Below are 23,748 nucleotides of genomic sequence, written 5' to 3'. Positions count from 1 at the left end.
GGCCTGGATGAAATGCGTCGCCTTGTTGGCGCCGGCCGGATCGAGCGGGCCGTTGTTGGTGATGATCCCGATCGCCTGGCCCTCGATGCGGGCATGGCCGCAGACGGTGGCGGGGCCGTAGTTCGGCGCCATCTCGGTGAAATCGGAATCGTCGATGATGCGCGCGATCACCTGCTTCATGTCGACCGGACGCTTGTGATCCATCGGCATGATGCCGAGCAGCTCGTCCTGATCGTAGCGCGGCGGCTTGAACTGTGATGCGACGCCGCCCGGCCGTTCCCATTCCAGCGCCGCCATGATCTCGCGCGCGATGCGCAGCGCGTCGCGATCGTCCTCGGCGAGATAATCGCCGAGGCCGGACACCTGCGTGTGCATCTCGGCGCCGCCGAGCTCTTCCTCGGTGGCGATCTCGCCGGTCGCGGCCTTCAGCAGCGGCGGCCCGGCGAGGAAGGCGCGGGTGCGGCCGCGAACCATGACGATGTAGTCGGACAGGCCGGTCTGGTAGGCGCCGCCGGCCGTCGAGGAGCCGTGCGTCACCGTGACGACAGGCAAGCCCGCCGCCGAGAGCCGCGCCAGATTGCGAAAGATATTGCCGCCGCGCACGAAATCCTCGACGCGGTAACGCAGCAGGTTGGCCCCGGCGCTTTCGACGAGTTGCACGTAGGGCAGCCTGTTCTCGAGCGCCAGTTCCTGCGCCCGCAGCGTCTTGTCGAGACCGAAAGGCTGCAGCGCGCCGGCATCGATGCCGGCATCATTGGCGCTGACCATGCAGCGGATGCCCGACACGAAGCCGATGCCGGCGATGACGCCGCCGCCGGGCACGCTCCTGGCGGGATCAGGAACGTCGAACATGTAGCCGGCGAGCGTCGAGAGCTCGATGAAAGGCGCGCCGGGATCGAGCACCAGCGCGACGCGCTCGCGCGGCAGGAGCTGCCCGCGCTTGTGGAAGCGATCCTTCGCGGCGGCGGACGCCGCGCGTGTGCGCTCCTCCAGCTCGCGCATGCGGCTGATCAGGGCGAGCATGCCGTCGCGATTGGCGTGGTAGGTGGCGCTTCCAGGGGAAATGGAATTTTCGAGAATGGACATCACTCTATCCTGCTCGTCATTGCGAGGAGCAAAGCGACGAAGCAATCCGGACTGCTTTCGCCGGGGGATCCTGGATTTCTTCGCTCGCAATGACGGTTGAGGCGATCCTTACCTGTTCGTCCCGAAGATCTTCCGCGCCTCGACCGGGCTCGCGATCTCGCGGCCCGCGCGGCGGGCGCATGCGGCGATGGCTTCGATCAGCTGACCGTTCGACGTCACCTTCTTGCCGTCGGCGAGATAGAAGGCGTCTTCCAGGCCGGTGCGCAGGTGACCGCCGAGCTCGGCGCAGCGCTGGTGCAGCGGCCAGATCTCCTCGCGGCCGATCGCCGTGACCTGCCAATGCGCTTCCGGCCGCTTCAGCTTGAGCAGGATCGGCAGCAGCTCGGGATCGGACGGCATTCCGGACGCCACGCCCATCACGAAGTTGTATTCGAGCGGTCCCTTGTACATGCCGACCTGGTTGTACATCCCGACACAGCGGACGATGCCGACGTCGAAACATTCGAACTCGGGAATGGTGCCGACCTCTTTCATGACGTTGAGATAGTCCTGCACCTTCTCGACCGCGTTATCGAACATCATCGGCGGCCAGGCCCAGGTGTTGTCGGCCTTGACCTTCAGATAATTCAGCGAGCCGGCGTTGCAGGCCGCGATCTCCGGCTTCGTCTCGCGGATGCAGTCGAGCGCACCGCTGTAGTTCGGCCCGGAGACGCCCGAGGTGTGGTTGATGATGACGCCGGGGCAGGCTTCGCGGATCGCCTGCTGGATCTCCCTGCTGACGTTGACCTCCCAGGACGGCAGGTGCCCCTTGCCCGGCGCCTGCTGGCGCAGATGGATGTGCATGATGCTGGCGCCGGCATCGAACGCGGCCTTGGCCTCGCGCGCCATCTGCTCGGGCGTGACCGGAACGTTGTGCTGCTTGGGGTCGGTGAGCACGCCGTTCAGCGCGCAGGTGATGACGGCCTTGTCGCTCATGCCTTGTCGCTCATGACTTGGATGTCTCGCACGTTGAGAATTCAACGCTTGCGATCATGTGACGTGCGACATGCGGCTTCTTGCGCGGAGAAGCTAGGAAAAACCAGCACCCGCAGGGTGGATCAGCCGAAGGCTCATCCACCCGACGCAGAGCCGCGAGGTGCAGCGCTAGCTCGCTTCCGCGAGCTCCCTCACCGTCTTGCCGCTGCGATAGATCGCAAGGTCGCGCGAACCGACGAAGATCGCGCGCGGCTTCAATCCGTAGAAGCGGCGAATCGAATGGCTGAAGTGGGTGCTGTCGGGATAGCCGATGTCCTGCGCCAGATGCGCGAGGTTGAGGTCCTGATTGGCGTAGTGCAGCAGATGCCGCGCGCGCTTCCAGGCACGGAAGGAGCGGAACGAGATGCCGGTCTCCTCCTTGAACAGATGCAGGAAGCGCGAAGCCGACAGGCCCGCTTCCGCGGCACAGCAATCCGCCGTCACGGGCTCGCCGGAGAACCGTCCGATCCGGGCAACGGCGCGCATCACGCGCGGGTCGAGCACGCGGCGGGGCAGCGCCTCGCCGAAGCACATCTCGTCGAACTCGGCGGTGGTGATGTCGCCATAGCGGCGCTGACGCAGCAGCGCATAAGCGGCGAGGATCTTGCGGGCATACACGGCTCTGTCCGGGCCCATGAGCCGCTCCGCCAAGGATTCGATCACGCCGTCCGGCATGCTTTCCGGCTCCAGCGTCACGCTGATCGCGGTGCGGTAATCGCTGGCAATGGAGTGCCGCTGATTCGGAAGGGTGACGAACAGTTCGCCGGTGGCGTGGGCGTCGTCGATCGTCAGATGCAGGCTGCCTTTCACCGCGACGTAGACATGGCAGCAACCGGGTGTCCGCTTGCGCGGACGGCCGAGCAGACCGGCATAGAATACGCGCTCCGGCGTGATCAGCATCAGATGGTCGGATTCGCGACCCTTGTCTTCCATAGGCGGTCCTCCTCGCGCGGCTCTCTGGCTGCTGCGGATGAAGATCACCTTAGCGGAAATTTGGGCGCTGTCACGACGGGATAGCGCCGTCTCGGCGCGCAAAATACCGTCATCCGGAACGGTCAGGAGCCGTGTCCGAAACTTTGGCAACATCGTCGTCCCGGAACGGGAGCATCGCCCGGGGATGATAGCCTGACTACGCCCTCACACGCGGCGGAACGTTTTGCTCGACACCGGCCTTCCGCTCCGCGGCGACCGCACGTCCGTAGCCCTCGCGTTGCTGCAGGCGCGCCCAATAAGCTGCGACATTTGGCCCAAAATCCTTGGCGAGCCCGATGGCGTTGGCCAGCCGGAGCGCATAGCCGATCACGATGTCGGCGGCGGTGAAGCGGCCGCCGCACAATGTTTCGGCATTCGCGAGCGCTGCTTCGACCACGCGCAATCGCCCGAGGAACCATTTTGCGTAGTCGCCGGCGACCTGCGGATTACGGCGCTCCTCCGGCTCGAGCTGGGCGTATCGGAGCACCAGCGTTTGCGGGAAGGTTAATGTGGCGTCGCTGAAATACATCCAGTTCAGGAACGCGCCATAGGCGGGGTCTTCGGGTCCGACCATCAGCGGCGTCGGCCCGTGCCTGATGCCGAGATAATGACAGATGCCTGAGGACTCGCTCATCCGCGTCTCGCCGTCGATCAGGAAGGGGATCGTGCCGAGCGGGTTGATGCCTAGATAGTCCTTGGCGAGCACGCGCGGCGGGAACGGCAGCATCTTCAATTCATAGGGCAGCCCCATCTCCTCCAGCATCCACAGCGGACGGAAGGAGCGCGCGCCTTCGCAGTGATAGAGCGTTATCATGGGGCGTCTCCTCCTAGAGCATGACCCGGCCCGGAACGGCCGGGCCGGCGCGAAATGTGCAGCGGTCTTCCGATGAGATCATGCTCAGACCTTCTTGCTGCCGGGCAACGTGCCCATCATCTTGCAGAGCACCATCAGCATGACCTCGTCGGCGCCGCCGCCGATCGATGTCAGGCGGCTGTCGCGATAGGCGCGACTGACGGGCGTCTCGTTGGTAAAGCCCATTCCGCCCCAATATTGCAAGCAGGCGTCGGTGAGCTCGCGCCCGAGCCGCCCGGCCTTCAGCTTCGCCATCGTCGCGAGCCTCGTCACGTCCTCGCCGGCCACCAGCGCCTCGCCGGCGCGATAGATCAGGGCGCGGAGCAGCTCGACTTCGGTCTGCATCTCCGCGAGCTTGAAGTGCACGACCTGGTTGTCGAGGATGCTCTGGCCGAAGGCCTTGCGGTTGCGGGTGTATTCGATGGTCTGGTCGATGATGTATTCATGCGCCTTGAGGCAGGCGGCCGCGCCCCACAGCCGCTCCTCCTGAAACTGGATCATCTGGTAGGTGAAGCCCTTGCCCTCCTCGCCGATCCGGTTGCGCTTGGGCACGCGGACATCGTCGAAGAAGATCTGGGCGGTGTCCGAGGAGCGCATGCCCATCTTGTCGAGCTTGCGCGCCACCGTGACGCCCTTGCTCTTCATGGGCACGCAGATCAGCGACTTGTTGCGGTGGACCGGCCCTTCGCCGGTATTCGCGAGCAGGCAGATCCAGTCGGCCTGGGTGCCGTTGGTGATCCACATCTTGCCGCCGCTGATGATGTAGTCGTCGCCGTCCGAACGCGCATTGGTCTTGATCGAGGCGACGTCGGAGCCCGCGCCGGGCTCGGAAACGCCGATGCAGGCCACGAAATCGCCGGAGATCGAGGGAGAGAGGAACTCGCGCCGCACCTCGTCCGAGCCGAACCGCGCCAACGCCGGCGTCGCCATGTCGGTCTGCACCCCGATCGCCATCGGCACGCCGCCGCAGGTGATGGCGCCGAGCTCTTCGGCCATCATCAGCGCGTAGGAATAATCCAGCCCCGAGCCGCCGAACTCGACCGGCTTGTTCAGCCCGAGGAAGCCGAGGCTGCCCATCTTCCTGAACAGCTCGTGCGCCGGGAAGATGTCCGCCTTCTCCCATTCATCGACATGAGGATTGATCTCGCTGGCGATGAATTTCTGCAGGGAGCGGCGGACGTCGTCGTGTTCGGCGGTGAACAGCATGTTTTTCCCTTCGTCATTCCGGGGCGCACGAAGCGCGAAACCGGAATCCAGAGATAAGTCCTACAATGTCCAGAGTCCGGGTTCGACGCTTCGCGTCGCCCCGGAATGACGGCGAGAATCACAATCCCATCTGCCGCGATGCCAGATCCTTCATGATCTCCTCGGTGCCACCACCGATGGCGTTGACCTTGACCTCGCGGTAGATGCGCTCGGCCTTGATGCCGCGCATGAAGCCCGCACCGCCGAAAATCTGCACGGCCTCCGAGGCGCAGAACGCCATGGTCTGCGTCGCCTGGTTCTTCATCATGCAGATCTCCGCGACCGGGCTTTCGCCCTGCTCGAGCCGCCAGGCCAGCATGTCCAGCATCGCCTGCGACGCCGCGACCTTCTGCGCCATGTCGACGATCTTGTGCCGGATCACCTGATGCTGGGCGAGCGGCTTGCCGAAGGTCTTGCGCTCCCTGGCATAGGCGATCGCTTCGTCGAGACAGACACGCGCGAAGGCGGTGCAACTCGCCGCCATGCCCATCCGCTCGCTGTTGAAGTTCTGCATGATGATCTTGAAGCCCTGCCCCTCCTCGCCGATCAGATTTCCGGCCGGAACGCGGCAATCGTCGAAATGCAGCGTCGCGGTGTCGGAAGCCCACCAGCCCATCTTCTTGAGCTTGGTCCGCGACAGGCCGGGCGTATCGCCCTCGATCAGCAGCAGGCTGACACCGCCGGCGCCCTCGCCGCCGGTCCGCACCGCAACGGTCAGATAGTCGGCGCGCACGCCCGAGGTGATGAAGGTCTTCTCGCCGCTCACGACGTAGTGATCCCCCTCGCGCCGCGCTTTGGTGCGAAGGCCCGCGACGTCGGATCCCCCGCCCGGCTCGGTGATCGCGAGCGCGGAGATCTTCTCCCCCGAGAGCACCTGCGGCAGCACGCGCGCCTTGACCTCAGGGCGCGCGGCCCGCGCGATCGGCGGCGAGCCGATGGTGTGGCTCATCAGGCTGGCGCTGACACCGCCGGCGCCCGCCCGCGCCAATTCCTGGCTGGCGACGATCCTCATGAACTGGTCGGCGGCGATCCCGCCATATTCCTCGGGGAATCCCAGCCCCAGCAGCCCGATCTCGGCCGCCTTGCGGTAGAGCGCGCGGGGGAATTCGCCGGCCTCGTCCCATTCATGGGCGAACGGCTCGATCTCCTTCTCGACGAAGCGACGCATCACGTCGCGGAACGCCTCGTGCTCGGCGGTATAGAACGGGGTCTTCATTGCGCTTTCGCCTCGCTGACGGCGATTCCTCGCATTCACCATGGCCCGGAACATCGGCGAGCCACTTGCGCGGAGTGGCTAGCACCTGCGCGCGGCGTTACGGCGAGCCGTCTAGCAACTCAACGCAAGACGGTTTTCGCCCCGCGCGGGCCAACTCCGGATCAAAAAAGACGTGACGCACAGAACTCCGGCTGGCCCCAGGGCCATGCCGGGCATGGTGCGAAGCAATAAGAATGCAGGCGGGACGAGACCGCCGAGGGAGGGATTTTTGGCCGTTCGTCACTACGACTGGATCGCTCATCATGCTCGCCGCACCCGGGACAAGGTCGCGGCCATCGACCTCGCGAGCGGACGCCGCCTCACCTATTCGCAGCTCGACATGCGCATCTCCCTCCTCGCCGGATTTCTCCGCGACACGCTCGGCGTCTCGCGCGGCGACCGCGTTGCGGTGCTGGCGCTGAACACGACCGATACGCTGGAGGTCCAGTTCGCCTGCGGCCGGCTCGGCGCCGTCTTCGTGCCCCTGAACACGCGGCTCACCGTTCCGGAGCTCCAGTTCATCGTCGGCGACTGCGCGCCGAAGGTGATGATCCACGATGCCGATCTCGCCGAGACGGCGCTGAGCGTGGCGAAGCTCTGCGGCGTCGCGTCGAACCTTCTGCTCGGCGCGGGCGGCACCTACGAGGCCGGCATCAAGGCCGCGCGGCCGCTCGACCGCATCGAGCCGGTCACGCTCGATGACGTCTCGACCATCATGTACACGTCGGGCACGACGGGTCATCCGAAGGGCGCGACCATCACCCACGGCATGACCTTCTGGAATTGCGTCAATCTCGGCGGCCCCGCCTGCATCGGGCCGTCCTCGGTGCTGCTCACCGTGCTGCCGCTGTTCCACACCGGCGGACTGAATTGCTACACCAATCCCGTGCTGCATGCCGGCGGCACCGTGATGATCATGCGCGCGTTCGATCCCGGCGCGGCACTCGGCCTGATCGGCGATCCCACGCAGGGCATCAACGTCTTCTTCGGCGTGCCCGCGATCTACCAGTTCATGGCGCAGCATCCGGCCTTCGCCGCCACGGATTTCAGCCGGCTGATCATCGGCGGCGTCGGCGGCGCACCGATGCCGGTGCCGCTGCTGAAGGTCTGGGAGGCGCGCGGCGTCGCGCTGCAGCAGGGCTACGGCATGACCGAGACGTCACCGGCCGTGCTGGTTCTCGACCGCGAGGACGCGGCGCGGAAAGCCGGCTCCGCCGGCAAGCCGGTGCTGCACACCGAAGTCCGGATCGTGCGTCCCGACGGCACGGACGCCGACGTCGGCGAGCTCGGTGAGCTCTGGGTCAAGGGACCGAACATCACGCCGGGCTACTGGAACAGGCCGGAGGCAAACAGATCGTCCTTCACGGACGGCTGGCTGCACACGGGCGATGCGACGCGCGTCGACGAGGAAGGCTTCTACTACATCGTCGACCGCTGGAAGGACATGTACATCTCCGGCGGCGAGAACGTCTATCCGGCCGAGGTCGAGAACGTCCTGCACCAGATCACGGCCATTGCCGAAGCCGCCGTGATCGGCATTCCCGATCCGCAATGGGGCGAGGTGGGCCTTGCCATCGTCGCGGTCAAGCCGGGCCAGAGCTTGACCGAGGCGGACGTCTTCGCGCATTGCGCGTCCAACCTCGCGCGCTTCAAATGCCCGCGTCAGGTTCACTTCGTCACGGCGCTGCCGCGCAACGCCACCGGCAAGATCCACAAGCCGACACTCCGCAAGGAATTCTCGGTGACTTCGGAAGTCGACAAGAAAGTCGCCAATGCCTGACAAAAGGCGCCCCTCGCGGGCGCCCTTTGCTTTTCGACGTGCCTGCTCCAACCCAGAAGAACCCAAGGAATTTTCATGAACAGGAAACTCTCCCTGCTTGCCGCAGCCGCGGCCTTGATGTTGTTCACGGCCCAGGGTGCCTACGCGCAGAAGAAATACGACACCGGCGCAAGCGACACCGAGATCAAGATCGGCAACGTCGAGGCCTATTCGGGCCCGGCTTCGGCCTACGGCGTCATCGGCAAGACCGAGGAAGCCTATTTCAAGATGATCAACGAGCAGGGCGGCATCAACGGCCGCAAGATCAACTTCATCTCCTATGACGACGGCTACTCGCCGCCCAAGACGGTGGAGCAGATCCGCAAGCTGATCGAGAGCGACGAGGTCTTCCTGGTGTTCAACGCGCTGGGCACGCCGACCCAGACCGCCGTGCAGAAATATCACAACGCCAAGAAGGTGCCGCAGCTCTTCCTCGCCACCGGCGCCAGCAAGTGGAACGATCCGAAGGCCTTCCCGTGGACCATGGGCTTCCAGCCGAGCTACCGGGTCGAGGCGCGGATCTTCGCGAAGTACATCCTGAAGACCAAGCCCGACGCCAAGGTCGCCCTCTTCTATGCCAATGACGATTTCGGCAAGGACTACGTCGCGGGCATCAAGGAAATCTTCGGAGACAAGGCGTCATCGCTCATCGTCGCCGAAGAAAGCTACGAGACCACCGAGCCGTCGATCGACTCGCACATCGTCAAGCTGAAGGGCACCGGCGCCAACGTGTTCGTCAACATCGCGACGCCGAAATTCGCCGCGCAGGCGATCAAGAAGATCGCCGAGCTCGAGTGGAAGCCGATGCACCTGATGACCGACGTGTCGATCTCGATCGGCGCGGTGATGCAGCCGGCCGGCCTGCAGGCCTCCGAAGGCGTGCTCTCCGCGGGCTACCTGAAGGATGCCTCCGACCCGCAGTGGAAGGATGACGAGGGCATGAAGAAGTTCATGGCCTTCATCGGCAAGTACATGCCGGGCGCCGACGTCACCGACGCCAATACCGTGTACGGCTACGCCGCGGCCCAGACCATGGTCCAGGTGCTCAAGCAGTGCGGCGACGATCTGACCCGGGAAAACGTGATGAAGCAGGCGGCGAGCCTGAAGGGCTTTGCGCCCGACACGCTGATCCCCGGCATCACGATCAACACCGGCCCCAATGACTTCGCCCCGATCGAGCAGCTCAAGATGATGCAGTTCAAGGGCGGCAAGTGGGATCTGTTCGGCGACATCATCAGCGCCGAAGTAGGAGGCTAGCCCTTCACGAACGAGCGCGACGAGATAGCGGCCCGCAGGCCGCTATCTTTTTTCGGCAGGCGACGATCGCGACCTCGCGATCAAGCCTCGACGAGCACGGGCGCAAGACTGCCGCTCCCGGTTCCGCCCGATTCCTGGACTACCTTGATCGCCACGACGGGCAGCCCGAGACGGCGCGGATCGCCGCTCCCTCTGAGCAAAGGGCAACCCCACGCCAATGTGGCGACACCGGATGGAGGGAGATCGAGCCGCAGCGTATAGCTGTCGGTCCCGATCGTGACCGCCGCTTCGTCCACCGGCGTGCCGTCGATGTAGAAACGGCAACCGATCTTGTCCAACGACGCGCGAACGGTGAGACATTCGATCCGGACGATGTTGCGGCCCGCCGCTGCCTTGATCCGCACGGCGGCCTGCGGCTCGCTCCAGCAGAATCGTCGGCCCGACGATGCCTCGAAGCCATGGAATCCCGTCTGCGCGACAACCGGGCTTCCGAGCAACCCCGCCACGGGCCCTGACTGCCGGCGAACGCAACGAATGCACGCGAGCCGTTGCAGCCGGATCAGCGCGGCGTTGTAGCGCGACATCCATCGTTCGATCGCCTTCCCAGGACCGGCCACCGTCAGTGCGCTCAAGATCGTGCGCGCATGAATGACCGCGAGACGCGCCGCGATGCGCGCGGGAAGATCGGCCCACAGCACCGGCGCAATCCGACGCCAGAAGGCATGCAGCTTCTCGTCGGGTCGTCGCCAGCCCTTGCCCGCGAGGCTGTCGCGCAGCAGCGCGCTCAACGCGCCGCGCGCCACCGAAGCGTCGAAACCGGCCCACTCGTTCCACTCGGCCGGCACGTCCAGCAGCTCGCTGCCGGGATCGCGACGATCCTCGCCGAGATAGCGGATCTCTCCCTGCACGAAATCGAGCGTGAACTTCGTCAGCTCGTCGAGCCGGCCGATGTAGTAGTGATGGAAGCGCGCCTCCTCCAGATAGCCGATGGTGTAGCCGCGCGCGTGATATGCAGCGGCAAGCACCCATTCGGCGTAATGACCGAACTCCTCGCGCAGGCCTCCGCACGCGTCATAGGCGTCGCGCCGCGCCACGAAGCACTGATCCAGCACCTTGCGCCAGGGATGCTGCTTCAGGCCGAATTCGATGTCGGCCTGGTACATCGCGGCTTCCGCCCTGGACAGGCGATTGTGCAGGATGGGAACGGACTGACAGGAAAAGCCCGCCCAGTCGGGATGATCATCGATCGCGCGCATGCAGAGCGCGATCACATCGGGCTCGGGCCAACAGTGCGATTCCGTGAAGAACAGGTATCGCCCGCGCGCCTGGGCGGCGCCGAAGGCACATAGTCCGATGTCGTGATCGGAGTCGGAGAATTCGAGCCGCGCCCTGTCGCCGGCGATCGCTCTCAGCTCCTCGCGCGCCGTGAAGTCGGGCGGCACGACCAGAATGATTTCGTAGAGCGATTGATCCGCGGTCTGCGATGTCCAGCCGAGCCAGGACTGCTCCCACTGCCCGCGATGAAATTCGAGCGGGATGATGACGGAGAACAGCGGAAGCGCGCCGCCCGGGTTTGCGAGAGTGTTCGGCATGAGACCTTATGGACGGACACGAAGCGGCCGCCGGATTGAATTCATGGAGAGCGGGCCTACCCTGGCAGGAACAGGGCGAATGACTCATCGACTGTGCGCCGCAGATGCTTGCGGTACAATGCGTGATTGGCGTCGTTGGGCGCAACCCGTCCCAGGGACGGCTCCGGAATGTTCTTGAGCGGCACGTAGGCGATCGGCGCCGCAATCGGCGTCAGTTGCGAGCCGGGACCGGCGCGGAGCGTCGAGATGATGCCGTACATCTCGCCGGCGACCGTCGGCCGCGACACCGTGATCACGCGATGCTGGCCGTGCTTGATGATGACGAGATAGATGAAGCCGGACTGGTGGGGTACCGCGACCTCACCGGTGTGCTCATAGGCAGCGTCGGTCCGCTCACCTTCGCGGAAGACCAGCGATGACACCTTCGGCTCCCACATGATCTCGGTACGATAGGCAAAGATGGACTCCTTGTCGCCGAATGATGGCCTTAACGTGACATAGACGTCCTCGAGCCACGTCACCGCGCGATGCGCATAGGAGCCGAGGCTGTCGGGCGCGACATCGTTGCTGGCTGAAGGCGTCACCGCGCCGGTGGCCTTGCGCAGGGAGACGCCGAGCGCCTGCTCCAGCCGGACCGTGGTCGCGAGCGTGAACGGGCGACGCCCACCGAGCACCTTCTCCAGTGTGGACAGGCTGAGCTTGGCCTGCTCGGCCAATGCCTGCCGCGAGATCCGGCGCCTGGCGAGCTCCTCACGAATCGTCTCGGCGACCTCGCGGCTCTGCTCGTCCGACAGCTGCTTGTCGTTGAGTTTGTCCTGCGTCTGCATCGTCACCCCTGCTTCACGACGCCATCCTAGCAGAGCGGACAAGTCAGCACAAAACCGCACATCACCGCCACGGCCACAGCGTGCGCCGACCGGCCGCGGCCGAACATTGCCGATCATTCTGCTCGCGAAATCGGCCCTCCCGGCGAAAGCTGAGCCTCACGAAACGTCCTTTGGGAGAAGATCGAGATGGACACCTACGACGCGGCCGGCGGCAACGAGCACCCCTTGCTGGGCAGGCTGATCAAGCTCGGACTGTTTCTTCTCGTGCAGGGCATCGCCGTGCTCCTGGTCGGCTTCGTGGCCCTGCTGGTGAGCTTCGAGCCGGGCTGGTCCGCGACCACCGAGCAGGCAAACCTGCTGCAGCCGGGCGATGCCCGTTCGGGCACCCTGCTTCTGAAGGACGATGGCGTCACCACGGAAGCGATCCGCCTCGGCATGGATGTCGACATCACGGTGTCGGGCCCGACACTGCGGGCCCGCGTCACGCAGGTCTTCCGCAATCCGACCAGCGACTGGGTCGAGGCGACCTATGTCTATCCGCTCGCAACCGATGGTGCGGTCGATACGCTGAAGATGGTGGTCGGCGACCGCGTCATCGTCGGCGACATCAAGGAGCGGCAGCAGGCCCGCGTGATCTACGAGCAGGCGCGGCGCGAGGGCCAGAAGGCCGCGCTGACGGAGCAGCAGCGGCCCAACATCTTCACCAACTCCGTCGCCAACATAGGACCCGGCGAGACCGTGCTGGTGCAGATCGAATATCAGGAGCCGGTACATCTGGCCGGCAGCGAATATTCGCTGCGGGTGCCCCTGGTGGTCGGGCCGCGCTACAATCCGGCGCCGATCGTGCAGAGCGTCGACTTCCGCAAGGACGGATCCGGCTGGGGCGCAACCACGTCTGCCCCGGTGCCGGACCGCGACCGCATCTCGCCTCCGGTGCTGGATCCCGCGAAGAATCCGCCGGTGAATCCGACCAGCATCACGGTGCGCCTGAAGGCCGGCTTCGCACTCGGCGACGTGAAGAGCCATCATCACAACGTCAAGGTGGAAAGCCCGGACAGCACGACGCGCGTCATTACGCTTGCCGACGGCACCGTACCGGCAGACCGCGATTTCGAGCTGACCTGGAAGGCCGCCGCCGAGAAGGCGCCTTCGGTGGGGCTGTTTCGCGAGCATGTCGGCGATGCCGACTATCTGCTGGCCTTCGTCACTCCGCCGGCCACCGAGCGGGCGACGCAGAAACCTCTGCCGCGCGAGGTCGTGTTCGTGATCGACAATTCGGGATCGATGGGCGGCACGTCGATCGTGCAGGCCAAGGCGAGCCTGCTGTATGCGCTCGGGCGCCTGCAGCCGAACGACCGGTTCAACGTCATCCGCTTCGACGACACGATGGACGTGCTGTTCCCGGCGTCCGTGTCCGCGGACACCGCGCATGTCGCAACGGCGACCTCGTTCGTCGGCGATCTGCAGGCCCGTGGCGGCACCGAGATGATCCCGGCGATGCGGGCCGCGCTGACCGACAAACTCGGCGACACCAACATGGTTCGCCAGGTGGTGTTCCTGACCGACGGCGCGATCGGCAACGAGCAGCAATTGTTCGAGACGATCACCGCGATGCGCGGCCGCTCGCGCATCTTCATGGTCGGCATCGGGTCGGCGCCCAACACCTATCTGATGACGCGCGCAGCCGAACTCGGCCGCGGCACTTTCACCCATATCGGCTCCGTCGAGCAGGTCGAGGAGCGCATGCGCGGCCTGTTCGCCAAGCTGGAGAACCCGGCCGTCACCGGCCTCACCGCGCGATTCTCCGATGCCAAGGCCGATGTTACGCCGGCGATCATTCCCGACGTCTATCTGGACGAACCGCTGGTGCTCGCGGCCCGGCTCGACAAGTTGGCGGGTTCGCTCGAGATCAAGGGACGCGTCGGCGACCGTCCATGGTCGGTGACTCTGCCGCTGCAGAACGCCGCCGAAGGCAGCGGATTGTCGAAGCTCTGGGCCAGGCGCAAGATCGGCGATGCCGAGGTCGCGCGTACCATGCGCGAGATGACGCCCGAAGATGCTGACAAGGCGATCCTGGCGCTGGCGCTCGACCATCAGATCGTCACGCGGCTGACCAGCCTCGTCGCCGTCGACAAGACGCCGAGCCGCCCCGCAGGCGAGCCGCTCAAGCTCAGCGAATTGCCGGTCAACCTGCCGGCCGGCTGGGATTTCGAGAAGGTGTTTGGCGAGCGTCCCCACCAGGGGCCTGCACAATCGGGCGAGCGCCGGGCCGATGCAAACGGCGCGACCACCGCACGGCGTCCGACGCCGGCCGCGCCCGACGCGATCCGTCTGCCCAAGACCGCAACCTCGGCCGAACTGAAGATGATCGCAGGCCTGATCACCATCCTGCTCGGCCTGATCCTGTTCATGTTCAACCGGCGCCAGCCCTTGCTCACTGACGCCGCTTGAGAGAGGAGCCCCCGAACTCCTCTGTCTCGGCGCGCGCGGCCGCCCGTCCCCCATCGGTCGCGCGCGCCCTTTTTGAACTGCCTGTTCCGGAACGCCCGAAGGCGAATCCGGGCCGTTGCTCCCAAGAGGAACCCATGCTCCGCCTCGTCTCCCCCTTCGCTCTCACTCTCATCGGCGCCATCCTGTTCGGTGACGGCGCCTACATCCACGCCAAGGCATGGCTGGCGCAGGTGCTCCTGGAACGCGCGTTCCAAACGAGCATTGCGACCGGTCACCCGGTCAAACCATGGTCTTGGGCGGATACCTGGCCGATCGCCCGGATCGAGGTGAAGCGTATCGGGGCCAGCGCCATCGTGCTCGCCGGTACGAGCGGCCAGGCGCTCGCCTTCGGCCCCGGCCATATCGACCAAACGGTTGACGCCGGCGAGCGCGGCGTCGCGGTCTACGCTGCGCACCGTGACACCCATTTCCGTTTCCTGCGGAATGTTTCCATCGGTGACGAGATCGAGATCACACGCAGCGACGGCAGGCATTTCAGCTACCGGGCGGACGCCTCGGCCGTGGTCCATTTCGACGCCTCGGGGATCGATCCGGCCACCCGCGGATTCGAGCTGGTGCTCGCCACCTGCTGGCCGTTCGATGCCGTCACATCCGGCCCGGAACGCTACGTCCTTCATGCCACCCTGCTGGGGACAGGCGGATAGTGTCGTTATCGCCACTATCCGGGCATTGCAGATCGCGCTAAAGGCGGCCACCGACATTCCGGGCGGCGGGGAACCGGCAACCAGTTTGCGCCACATTTTCAACGGTATGATGAGAATCGCGGCGTTGGTAGCTCTCCCTTAACCTCAGGGGCAGATCTGCGGGAGAGGGTATCCGGCGAGACTTCTCGGGCCGGGCGTGATGATGCATCACGTCCCGGAGCGAGCGCTGAACTGGCGCCGGCCACCATAGACCTATAAGAAGCCTTTTGATTTTGCAGTGCGTACGAATTGCGGGAAGAAGTAGTCGATGGACGAAGATCTCAGGCAACGCCTCGAGAAGCGACTGGAGCAGCTTGAGAATCGCGTTGCGCTGCTGGAGAGGAACCAGAACCTCATTGCCGCCGGACAACGACGCACGAGCCTGCGCAGCCTGTGGCGGCGTCCGCCGATGTGGACGTTCGAGCAGTACCCGCCTCGCCTGCTCAACCTGAAGGCTTCACGGCCCGGTCCCGCGCTCCCCGCGAACGCACCGCGGATCGCGATGGTCACCCCGAGCTACAACCATGCGCAATATCTCGGCGCCACAATCGAGAGCATCGTGAGCCAGGGCTATCCGAACCTGTACTACCACGTGCAGGACGGCGGCTCGATCGACAACACGGTCGATCTCCTGAAGAGCCTCGGCGGCAACTTCAGTTGGAAGAGCGAGCCTGACGGCGGGCAGTCCAATGCGATCAATCTCGGCTTCGCCGGCGTCGACTGCGAGATCATGGCTTATCTCAACAGCGACGACATGCTGCTGCCGGGCACGCTCGCCTATGTCGCCGACTACTTCATGTCTCACCCCGACGTCGACATCGTCTACGGCCATCGCGTCTTCGTCGACAACGAGGGACTCGAGGTCGGCCGCGCCGTGCTGCCGCCCCACGACGGGAAAACGCTGCAATACGCCGACTACATTCCCCAGGAGACGATGTTCTGGCGCAAGCGCGTGTGGGACAAGATCGGGCCTATCGACGAGAGCTTCCACTACGCGATGGACTGGGATTTCATCCTGCGTGCGCAGGAAGCGGGATTCAAGTTCGTGCGCCTGCCGCGATTCCTCGCCTGCTTCCGTATCCACGACGCGCAGAAGACCGCGGCGACCTACGCGATCGGCGTCAGGGAGATGGGCATCCTGCGGCGGCGCGTCCTCGGCTTCGAGCCGACGCAGATCCAGATCCGGCGCGCCATCGCCTACTTCCTGATGCAGCAAGTGATCTATCACTACGGCTACAAGTTCGGCCTGCTGCGGTACTGAACGGGCCACTCCGGCCACCCACACCAGCGCATGACGAAGCATGTCGGGTTCGAGCCCGGCACGACGGCGGACAGCAGCGACATGCCTTGCTCGCGCGCCGATGATCGCGCGCACGTCGCCGGGCCGTTCTTACTTTCGCCAGAAGTCCGGTGATGCTAGCCTTCCGACGTGAAGCCCAGCCCATTCCGTCACGCGGCATTGCGCCTGCCGCGATGGCCTCCCCAGAACTCGCCACAGACCAGAACGACGCGCCGCAACAAGAACAAAAGGTGAGGTCTCGCCATGGAAGCCAAGGTGCCTGCTGCGTCCGTTTCCGCTCGCCCATGGTCCCCGCAGCCCGACGCCGGCGATCTCGTCAAGAGCATCCACGCCATGCTGCACCCGCGCAACATCGTGCTGGTGGGCGCGACCGACAAGCCCGGCAACTATGCCGAACGCATCTGGAACAACCTCGTCAAATACGGTTTCGCCGGCGGCCTCTATCCCGTCAACGCCAAGCGCGAAACCATCTGGGGCGTCCCCTGCTACAAGGATTTCGCGAGCCTTCCGGAAAAACCGGACCACGTGCTGGTGCTGGTGCCGGCACGCTTTGCCGTTCAGGTGATTCGCGATGCGGCAGCAGCCGGTGCCCGTTCGGCCACCATCGTCACCTCCGGCTTCAGCGAGTTGCAGGATGAGGTAAGCCAGAAGCTCGCCGCCGAACTGCAGACGGCAATCCGCGAGACGGGACTGGCCGTCACCGGCCCGAATTGCCTCGGCAATCTGAGCGCCGGCGAAAAGCTCTTCACCAATATCGACGACCGCATCGTGACCATGGAGCAAGGCGCGGTGGCGATCGCCGGCCAGTCCGGCGCCATCGTCATGGCGATCCGCCAGGCGCTGGAGGATCGCGGCGTCGGCGTCGGCTACATGGTGACGACCGGCAACGAAGCCGGTCTCGAGACACCGGACCTGATGCGCTATTTCGCCGAAGAACCGAGCATCAGGGTGATCGTCGTCTATCTCGAAGGCGTGCGCAACACACGGGCATTCCGCGAGGCCTGCAAGGCCGCGCGCGCCGCGAGCAAACTCGTGATCGCGCTCAAGCTCGGCGCCTCCGAGGGCGGGCGCGCCGCGGCGATGGCGCATACCGGCGCGCTCGCGGGCTCGATCGAGACGTTCGATGCCATCGCCACGCGCGAGGGCGTAATCCGGGTCGGCGGCCTCGACGAGTTGATCGAGACCACTGAATGCTTCGTTCACGCCGCGGGACCGAGGGGCGGCCGGCTCGCCGCGGTCACGCTGTCCGGCGGCAAGCGCGGCATGCTGATCGACGCCTTCTATGAGAAGGGCCTGAACTTCGCGCCGCTGAGCCCGCATGTCAGCGCAGAGCTTGGAAAGATGCTCGGACCGGGCTCGATCGTCGGCAATCCGCTCGACGCCGGATTTGCCGCGGTGGTCGATCCCTCCGTCTACATGAAGTCGATCAAGCTGATGATCGACGATCCCGACATCGACATCGTCATCATCGACGCGGAGCTGCCGAAGGCCCCGCACGAGCTGCGCGAGCGCAATCTGCGCATCGTCGACGAGATGGCGAGCCGGGCCTCGAAACCCGTGATCTACATCAGCGCGATGTCGATCGGCTTCACCGAGTTCACCAAGGGACTGCGCAAATCGCTGCCGCATATCGCGGTGATGCAGGGCCTCGACCGCGCGGTGACCGCGATCAAATCGCTGCTCGACTACGCCAGGCTGCGCAAGGAGGTGCCCGATATCGTCTCGAGCTCCAAACCCGCCGCTCGCGCCGTGCTGGAGAAGGCGCTGAAATCCGCGACCGGCGCCGCGCTCGACGAGGTCGCCTCGAAGAAGCTGCTCAAGGCCTACGGCATCCCGGTTTCGAAGGAGGGAATCGCGCGGACGGCGGCGGAGGCGGTGAAGATCGCCAAGGGGATCGGCTTTCCGGTCGTGGCCAAGGTCGTCAGCGCCGAGATCCTGCACAAGTCGGATATCGGCGGCGTGGTGCTGAACCTCAACAGCGCGGCCGAGGTGAAGAAGGCGTTCGCGGACATCACGGCGCGGGTGAAGAAGCTGAAGGGCAAGCCCAGGCTCGACGGCATCCTGATCGCGCAGCAGGTCAAGGCCGATCTCGAGCTCGTGGTCGGCGCCTCGCTCGACGCCGAGATGGGACCCGTCGTGCTGTTCGGCACCGGCGGCGTCGACATCGAGCTGATAAAGGATGTGGCGCTCGCCGGCGCACCGCTCGACGCGGCCGAGGCAAGCACCCTGATCGGCCGCACCAAGGCCGGCGTCAAGATGCGGGGTTATCGCGGCAAGCCCGCGCTGCACGAGGCCTCCGCCGTGAAGGCGCTGGTCGGCCTGTCCAACCTGATCGCGGATGCCGGCAACCGGATCGCCTCGATCGACATCAACCCGTTCCTGATCAACGCCAGGACCGGCGTCGCGGTCGACGCGCTCATCGTCCTCAACAACGCCGCGGCCAAACGCGCCGCAGGGCATTGATGTCGCCCAGAGCGAGCTGATGCCGGCCAGGTCCGCCAATCCGCAAAGCAGGCGGCAGTAGGAAAAGCGGGTTACGCTTCGCTAACCCGCGCTCCCTACCATGGCGCCGGGGCTGCTTCCAACTTCCCCGCTTTGGCCTTAGAATCCCCTTCCATGGCACGCGCGAGCAATCTGGTGATCGGAACGGCGACGCTGGCGGTGATCGCCGTGGCGTTCGGCGGCCTGCTCGGCGTGCAGAAATGGCGCGCGGCCCAGAGCCGCAGCCAGTTGCGCGTGGTGTTCGAGGGCGGTTCCGCGAGTGGACTGCGACGCGGCGGTCCCGTCAATTTCGATGGCGTGCCGTCCGGGCAGATCCTGTCCATCAAGCTGGACAATCCCCGCAAGATCGTCGCGCTCGTGATGCTCGACAACAACGCGCCGATCCGCAAGGACACCGTGGCCGGGATCGAGTTCCAGGGCCTCACCGGCGTCGCCGCGATCTCGCTGGTCGGTGGCGCTCCCTCCGCGCCGCCGGTGCCGCTCGACGCCGACGGCATCCCGGTGCTGACCGCCGATCTCAGCGACGCCGAATCCATCGTCGAAACGCTGCATAGCGTCGACCGCGTGATCGTCAACAATTCCGACGCGATCAGGGACGGCCTGCGCACCTTCGAGGACTACACGGCCGATCTCAGGGGCAAGGGCGACGAGATCGATTCCGTCATGGCCAAGGTCGAGAGCGCCTTTACCGGTTTCGACAAGGCGGTGACGAAGATCGAGGGCGCGGTGCCCGGCTTCGTCGACGGCAAGGCCGACGAGCTGTTCGAGAAGGTGCGCGGACTGCGCGAGCTCGCCGACAGCATGAAGAAGAAATCGGCGAGCTTCATCGAGGACACCCGCCGGACGCTGCTCGACGTCAGCGACGCCGCCAACAAGATGAGCGGCGCGGCACCGCTTCCGCGCCCGCCGCGCAAGCCGCCCACGCAGCAGAAGCAGTAGGCGCGCCGAACCGGCATGTCCCGGTCGGCGGGTCGGCCGCGGCCATCCTTCGAGACGCCCGTTGATGCGGGCTCCACGGGATGCGGTCGGGCCGTGCGGGACGCCCACGGCAAAAATCGCGAAAACAACCCCATGCACAGTAGACACGCCGCGGCCCGCGGAAGGCTCGCGGCCACCGCGGATCCGTTTGACACGTCGGGCAAAACACCGGCACAATTCCATCATGGCGCCGGCTTCACCTGCCCGAGGGCTCAGCGAGATCACGACGGCACCTGGCCAAACCTCCGACAGCACATCCGGCTCGCATGGGTTCAACACGCAACGTGGCAAGCGCCGCGCTTCATCGCGCGCCGTCCTGACCCGTGCATGCGGTCATGCGACGGAATGACCGCATCATGTGCGGCCGATCGCATCAATGACTGATCATCCAGGGCCGCGCGGTGGGAAACCCCTTCGCGCCGCTCTTGCTCTTGGTCATGAGCCGGGCCGGCTTCTTCTTGCCCGAGGCACTCTTGCCCGTGGAACAGCAACCGCAACCCGGGCCATGCGAGGCCTTGTATTGCGCGAGCGTCTGCGGCGCGTGCGTGCTGCGCTCGTTGACGGCGTGCGCCTTGCGCGTCTCCGCCGGCATGCAGAAGAAATTCGGCGCGGTCAGGATCACGCGCGGCGCGAGAGTCTCGCAGTGCGGGCAGCTCTGCGGATCGTCGCATTCCGCCATCGGGCGCAGATCCTTGAAGGGCCCGCAATCGTCACAGAGATATTCGTAGACCGGCATCGCATCATCCCCACGTCTTGCCTGTTCAAACCCGCCCCGCGACCGATGCGGGGCGGCAGAAGCGCGCCGTCCCGCATCCGTCGCGCAGGGATCATTTGTCCGGCGATATCGGCATCTGGACATCGCCCTTGATGTGCTTGATGGGACCAGCCGCCGACGGCATCACGTCGAAGTCGAAGATCTCGGTCGGCAACCACAGCGTGGCGCAGGCGTTGGGCACGTCCACCACGCCGGAGATGTGGCCCTGGCACGGCGCGGTACCGAGGATCGAATAGGCCTGCGCGCCGGAGTAGCCGAACTTCTTGAGATACTCGATGGCGTTGAGGCAGGCCTGGCGATAGGCGATGTGAACGTCGAGATAGTGCTGCTTGCCGGCCTCGTCCACCGAGATGCCTTCGAAGATCAGGTAGTCCTTGTAGTTCGGTGTGATCGGCGACGGCTTGAAGATCGGATTCTTGATGCCGTATTTGGACATGCCGTCCTTGATCACCTCGACCTTCAGATGCAGCCAGCCGGCCATCTCGATCGCGCCGCAGAAGGTGATCTCGCCGTCACCCTGGCTGAAATGCAGATCACCCATCGAGAGCCCTGCGCCCGGAACGTAGACCGGGAAGTAGATCTTCGAGCCGCGCGACAGGTCCTTGATGTCGCAATTGCCGCCATGCTCGCGCGGCGGCACGGTGCGCGCGCCTTCCGCGCCGATCTTGGCTTTCGCATCGCCCTTGGCGCGGCCGCCATGGGCGGTCGGCGCGAACGGCGGATTGGCAAGGCCGGGCACGCGGGTCGGATTGGTCGAGATCAGCTCGGCCTCGCGCTTGTTCCACGTCTCGAGCATCTTCGGATCGGGCAGGCAGCCGATCAGGCCGGGATGGATCAACCCGGCGAAGTTCACGCCCGGCACGTGGCGCGACGAGGTGTAGAGGCCCTTGATGTCCCAGATCGATTTCTGCGCCAGCGGGAAATGATCGGTCAGGAAGCCGCCGCCATTCTGCTTGGAGAAGAAGCCGTTGAAGCCCCACAGGCTCTCCTTGAGCGGGCCGACGTCGAGCAGGTCCACGACCAGGAGGTCGCCGGGCTCGGCGCCCTTGACGCCGATCGGACCCGACAGGAAGTGGACGATCGACAGGTCGATGTCGCGGACGTCATCGGCGGAATCGTTGTTCTTGATGAAGCCGCCGGTCCAGTCGTAGGTCTCGATGATGAAATCGTCGCCGGGATTGACCCATGCCACGATCGGGATATCGGGGTGCCAGCGGTTGTGCACCATGTCGTTTTCATAGGCCGACTTGGTGAGATCGACCTTGATCAGTGTCTCTGGCATCGCGAAGCTCCCCTTTTACACGGTTGGTTAGACGGACAGATATTTCGAGACTTGTGCGGCATCGACGCTGTCGCGCGGATCGTCGCGGACGATCTCGCCGTTCTCGATGACCAGCACGCGGTCGGCGATGTCGAGCGCGAAGCTCAGGACCTGCTCCGACACGACGATCGACAAGCCGCGCTCGTCACGGATACGCTTCAGGGTCCGCGCCATGTCCTTGATGATGGAAGGCTGGATGCCTTCGGTCGGCTCGTCCAGCAGCAGCACCTTGGGCCTGGTCGCGAGCGCACGGGCGATCGCGAGCTGCTGCTGCTGGCCGCCGGAGAGATTGCCGCCGCGGCGGCCCTTCATCTCGAGCAGCACCGGAAACAATTCGTAGATGTCGCCGGGCACCTCGGACTCGCCGTGGACCACGAGTCCGGTCTCGATGTTCTCCTTCACCGTCATGGTGGAGAAGATCATGCGGCCCTGCGGCACATAGGCGAGACCCTTGGCGACCCGCTCGTAGCTCTTGAGGACGCCGAGCTCGGCGCCATCCATGGTCATCGAGCCGCTCTTGGCCGGCAGGATGCCCATCAGCGACTTCATCAGCGTCGTCTTGCCCATGCCGTTGCGACCCATGATCGCCACGATCTCGTTGGGCGCGACCTTGACGTTGAGCCCGTGCAGGACCTCGCTCTGGCCGTAGGCGACGTGGAGATCGGAGATTGCCAGCATCGATGGGCTCCTAATGACCGAGATAGACTTCGATGACCTTGGGATCGTTCTTCACCTTCTCCATGGTCCCCTCCGAGAGGATCTGGCCCTGATGCAGCACGGTCACCTTGTGGGCGATGTCCTCGACGAACTTCATGTCGTGCTCGATCACCAGCACCGACCGGTTCTTGATGATGCGGTTGAGCAGCTCGGCCGTCTTGGCGCGCTCGGACACGCTCATGCCCGCGACCGGCTCGTCCAGCATCAGCAGGTCCGGGTCCTGGATCAGGAGCATGCCGATCTCGAGCCACTGCTTCTGGCCATGGCTGAGCTCGGAAGCGTAGGTGTCGAGCCTGTCCTTGAGGAAGATCATCTCGGCGACCTCCCCGACCCGCTCCTTCACCGGCTGGTCGCGCTGGAAGGTCAGCGAGCCGAACACGGTGCGGCCGCGCGGAAACGAGATCTCGAGGTTCTCGAACACGGTGAGATCCTCGAACACCGACGGCGTCTGGAACTTGCGGCCGACGCCGGCCTGGACGATCTCGTTCTCCTTCATCTTCGTGAGTTCCTGCCCGCGAAACTGGATCGACCCGGAAGTCGCCTTGGTCTTCCCGCAGATCAGGTCGAGCACCGTGGTCTTGCCGGCGCCGTTCGGCCCGATGATGACGCGGATCTCGTTCTCCTCGACATAGAGCGAGAGGTCGTTGACCGCCTTGAAGCCGTCGAAGGACACGGTGAGACCGGAGACGGCGAGCAGGAAGTCCTTGGGCTGTTGTCCAACGAGCATGACGATCTCCTCACTCAGCCGGCGCGCCGTCGGCGACCGAATTGCCGTTCCACCCCGACTTGCGCGATCCGAACAGGCGATCGATGCGCGGCTGGACGTAGTCGGCCCAGATGCCGGACAGTCCGCTCGGGAAGGCCAGCACCACCGCGATGAACAGCGCGCCGAGGCCGAACAGCCAGAGCTGCGGGAAGGATTCCGACAGCGAGGTCTTGGCGAAGTTCACCAGCAGCGAGCCCCAGACGGCGCCGAAGATCGACATGCGGCCGCCGACCGCGGTGTAGATCACCATCTCGATCGACGGCACGATGCCGACG

At 65.1% G+C, this 23,748-nt stretch carries 19 protein-coding genes and 1 pseudogene; 7 read left to right on the top strand and 13 right to left on the bottom strand.

All coding sequences use genetic code 11. The features are described 5' to 3' along the window. The 6 genes from QM712_RS32980 to QM712_RS32955 all read right to left on the bottom strand — a co-directional run. A partial coding sequence (locus QM712_RS32980; RefSeq protein ID WP_415027335.1) for an acyl-CoA carboxylase subunit beta occupies positions 1–1,086 on the bottom strand: 1,086 nt, incomplete at its 3' end. A gap of 108 nt (positions 1,087–1,194) precedes the next feature. Beyond that, the gene (locus QM712_RS32975; protein ID WP_415027334.1) at positions 1,195–2,061 is read right to left on the bottom strand and encodes a 3-keto-5-aminohexanoate cleavage protein; all 867 of its coding nucleotides are present in this window, start codon (positions 2,059–2,061) and stop codon (positions 1,195–1,197) included. A gap of 168 nt (positions 2,062–2,229) precedes the next feature. Further along, entirely contained in the window at positions 2,230–3,033 is an 804-nt protein-coding gene (locus tag QM712_RS32970) for a helix-turn-helix domain-containing protein (protein WP_415027333.1), read from the bottom strand. Between the two features lie 196 nt (positions 3,034–3,229). After that, positions 3,230–3,886 carry a glutathione S-transferase family protein gene (locus tag QM712_RS32965; protein ID WP_415027332.1) on the bottom strand — a complete coding sequence of 219 codons (657 nt, stop codon included), beginning with the start codon at positions 3,884–3,886 and terminating at the stop codon, positions 3,230–3,232. 84 nt (positions 3,887–3,970) lie between these two features. After that, positions 3,971–5,131 carry an acyl-CoA dehydrogenase family protein gene (locus QM712_RS32960; RefSeq protein ID WP_415027331.1) on the bottom strand — a complete coding sequence of 387 codons (1,161 nt, stop codon included), beginning with the start codon at positions 5,129–5,131 and terminating at the stop codon, positions 3,971–3,973. A gap of 118 nt (positions 5,132–5,249) precedes the next feature. Then, positions 5,250–6,386 carry an acyl-CoA dehydrogenase family protein gene (locus QM712_RS32955; RefSeq protein WP_415027330.1) on the bottom strand — a complete coding sequence of 379 codons (1,137 nt, stop codon included), beginning with the start codon at positions 6,384–6,386 and terminating at the stop codon, positions 5,250–5,252. Positions 6,387–6,654: 268 nt separating this feature from the next. Between QM712_RS32955 and QM712_RS32950 the strand changes: the two genes are divergently transcribed. Then, the gene (locus QM712_RS32950; protein WP_415027329.1) at positions 6,655–8,205 is read left to right on the top strand and encodes an acyl-CoA synthetase; all 1,551 of its coding nucleotides are present in this window, start codon (positions 6,655–6,657) and stop codon (positions 8,203–8,205) included. 75 nt (positions 8,206–8,280) lie between these two features. Beyond that, positions 8,281–9,501 carry an ABC transporter substrate-binding protein gene (locus QM712_RS32945; RefSeq protein ID WP_415027328.1) on the top strand — a complete coding sequence of 407 codons (1,221 nt, stop codon included), beginning with the start codon at positions 8,281–8,283 and terminating at the stop codon, positions 9,499–9,501. A gap of 80 nt (positions 9,502–9,581) precedes the next feature. Here the strand turns inward: QM712_RS32945 and QM712_RS32940 are convergent, their stop codons facing one another. Both QM712_RS32940 and QM712_RS32935 read right to left on the bottom strand, forming a co-directional pair. Beyond that, positions 9,582–11,093 carry a glycosyltransferase family 2 protein gene (locus QM712_RS32940; protein ID WP_415027327.1) on the bottom strand — a complete coding sequence of 504 codons (1,512 nt, stop codon included), beginning with the start codon at positions 11,091–11,093 and terminating at the stop codon, positions 9,582–9,584. 56 nt (positions 11,094–11,149) lie between these two features. Then, positions 11,150–11,920, bottom strand: coding sequence for a helix-turn-helix transcriptional regulator (locus tag QM712_RS32935; protein WP_415027326.1), 771 nt, complete (start codon positions 11,918–11,920; stop codon positions 11,150–11,152). Between the two features lie 186 nt (positions 11,921–12,106). On the opposite strand from QM712_RS32935, the gene QM712_RS32930 reads away from it, so the two are divergent. The 5 genes from QM712_RS32930 to QM712_RS32910 all read left to right on the top strand — a co-directional run bounded on the left by QM712_RS32930 (position 12,107) and on the right by QM712_RS32910 (position 19,855). After that, complete coding sequence (locus QM712_RS32930; RefSeq protein WP_415027325.1) at positions 12,107–14,371, top strand: marine proteobacterial sortase target protein; 2,265 nt, start codon at positions 12,107–12,109, stop codon at positions 14,369–14,371. Positions 14,372–14,505: 134 nt separating this feature from the next. Then, entirely contained in the window at positions 14,506–15,075 is a 570-nt protein-coding gene (locus tag QM712_RS32925) for a class GN sortase (protein ID WP_415027324.1), read from the top strand. Positions 15,076–15,382: 307 nt separating this feature from the next. Further along, a complete protein-coding gene (locus QM712_RS32920) occupies positions 15,383–16,375 on the top strand; it encodes a glycosyltransferase family 2 protein (protein WP_415027323.1) in 993 nt (330 codons plus the stop codon). Between the two features lie 282 nt (positions 16,376–16,657). Further along, the gene (locus tag QM712_RS32915) at positions 16,658–18,877 is read left to right on the top strand and encodes an acetate--CoA ligase family protein (RefSeq protein ID WP_415027322.1); all 2,220 of its coding nucleotides are present in this window, start codon (positions 16,658–16,660) and stop codon (positions 18,875–18,877) included. Positions 18,878–19,030: 153 nt separating this feature from the next. Further along, positions 19,031–19,855, top strand: coding sequence for an MlaD family protein (locus tag QM712_RS32910; protein WP_415027321.1), 825 nt, complete (start codon positions 19,031–19,033; stop codon positions 19,853–19,855). A gap of 412 nt (positions 19,856–20,267) precedes the next feature. On the opposite strand, the gene QM712_RS32905 is transcribed toward QM712_RS32910, so the two are convergent. From QM712_RS32905 to QM712_RS32885, 5 genes and pseudogenes are all read right to left on the bottom strand, one after another. Continuing rightward, a complete protein-coding gene (locus tag QM712_RS32905) occupies positions 20,268–20,630 on the bottom strand; it encodes an FmdB family zinc ribbon protein (RefSeq protein ID WP_415027320.1) in 363 nt (120 codons plus the stop codon). Positions 20,631–20,721: 91 nt separating this feature from the next. Continuing rightward, positions 20,722–21,951, bottom strand: coding sequence for a formamidase (fmdA, locus tag QM712_RS32900; RefSeq protein ID WP_415027319.1), 1,230 nt, complete (start codon positions 21,949–21,951; stop codon positions 20,722–20,724). A 27-nt stretch (positions 21,952–21,978) separates the two neighbouring features. Next, positions 21,979–22,668 carry an urea ABC transporter ATP-binding subunit UrtE gene (urtE, locus tag QM712_RS32895; protein WP_415027318.1) on the bottom strand — a complete coding sequence of 230 codons (690 nt, stop codon included), beginning with the start codon at positions 22,666–22,668 and terminating at the stop codon, positions 21,979–21,981. A 10-nt stretch (positions 22,669–22,678) separates the two neighbouring features. Then, positions 22,679–23,434 carry an urea ABC transporter ATP-binding protein UrtD gene (gene urtD, locus QM712_RS32890; RefSeq protein ID WP_415027317.1) on the bottom strand — a complete coding sequence of 252 codons (756 nt, stop codon included), beginning with the start codon at positions 23,432–23,434 and terminating at the stop codon, positions 22,679–22,681. Between the two features lie 10 nt (positions 23,435–23,444). Then, positions 23,445–23,748: pseudogene (locus tag QM712_RS32885) on the bottom strand (urea ABC transporter permease subunit UrtC); the annotation flags it as partial.

It is taken from the genome of Bradyrhizobium sp. (assembly GCF_047605465.1).
Taxonomy (GTDB): domain Bacteria; phylum Pseudomonadota; class Alphaproteobacteria; order Rhizobiales; family Xanthobacteraceae; genus Bradyrhizobium.
Note: the sequence above shows the minus strand (reverse complement) of the source record. Positions and strands in the feature narration are given on the sequence as shown.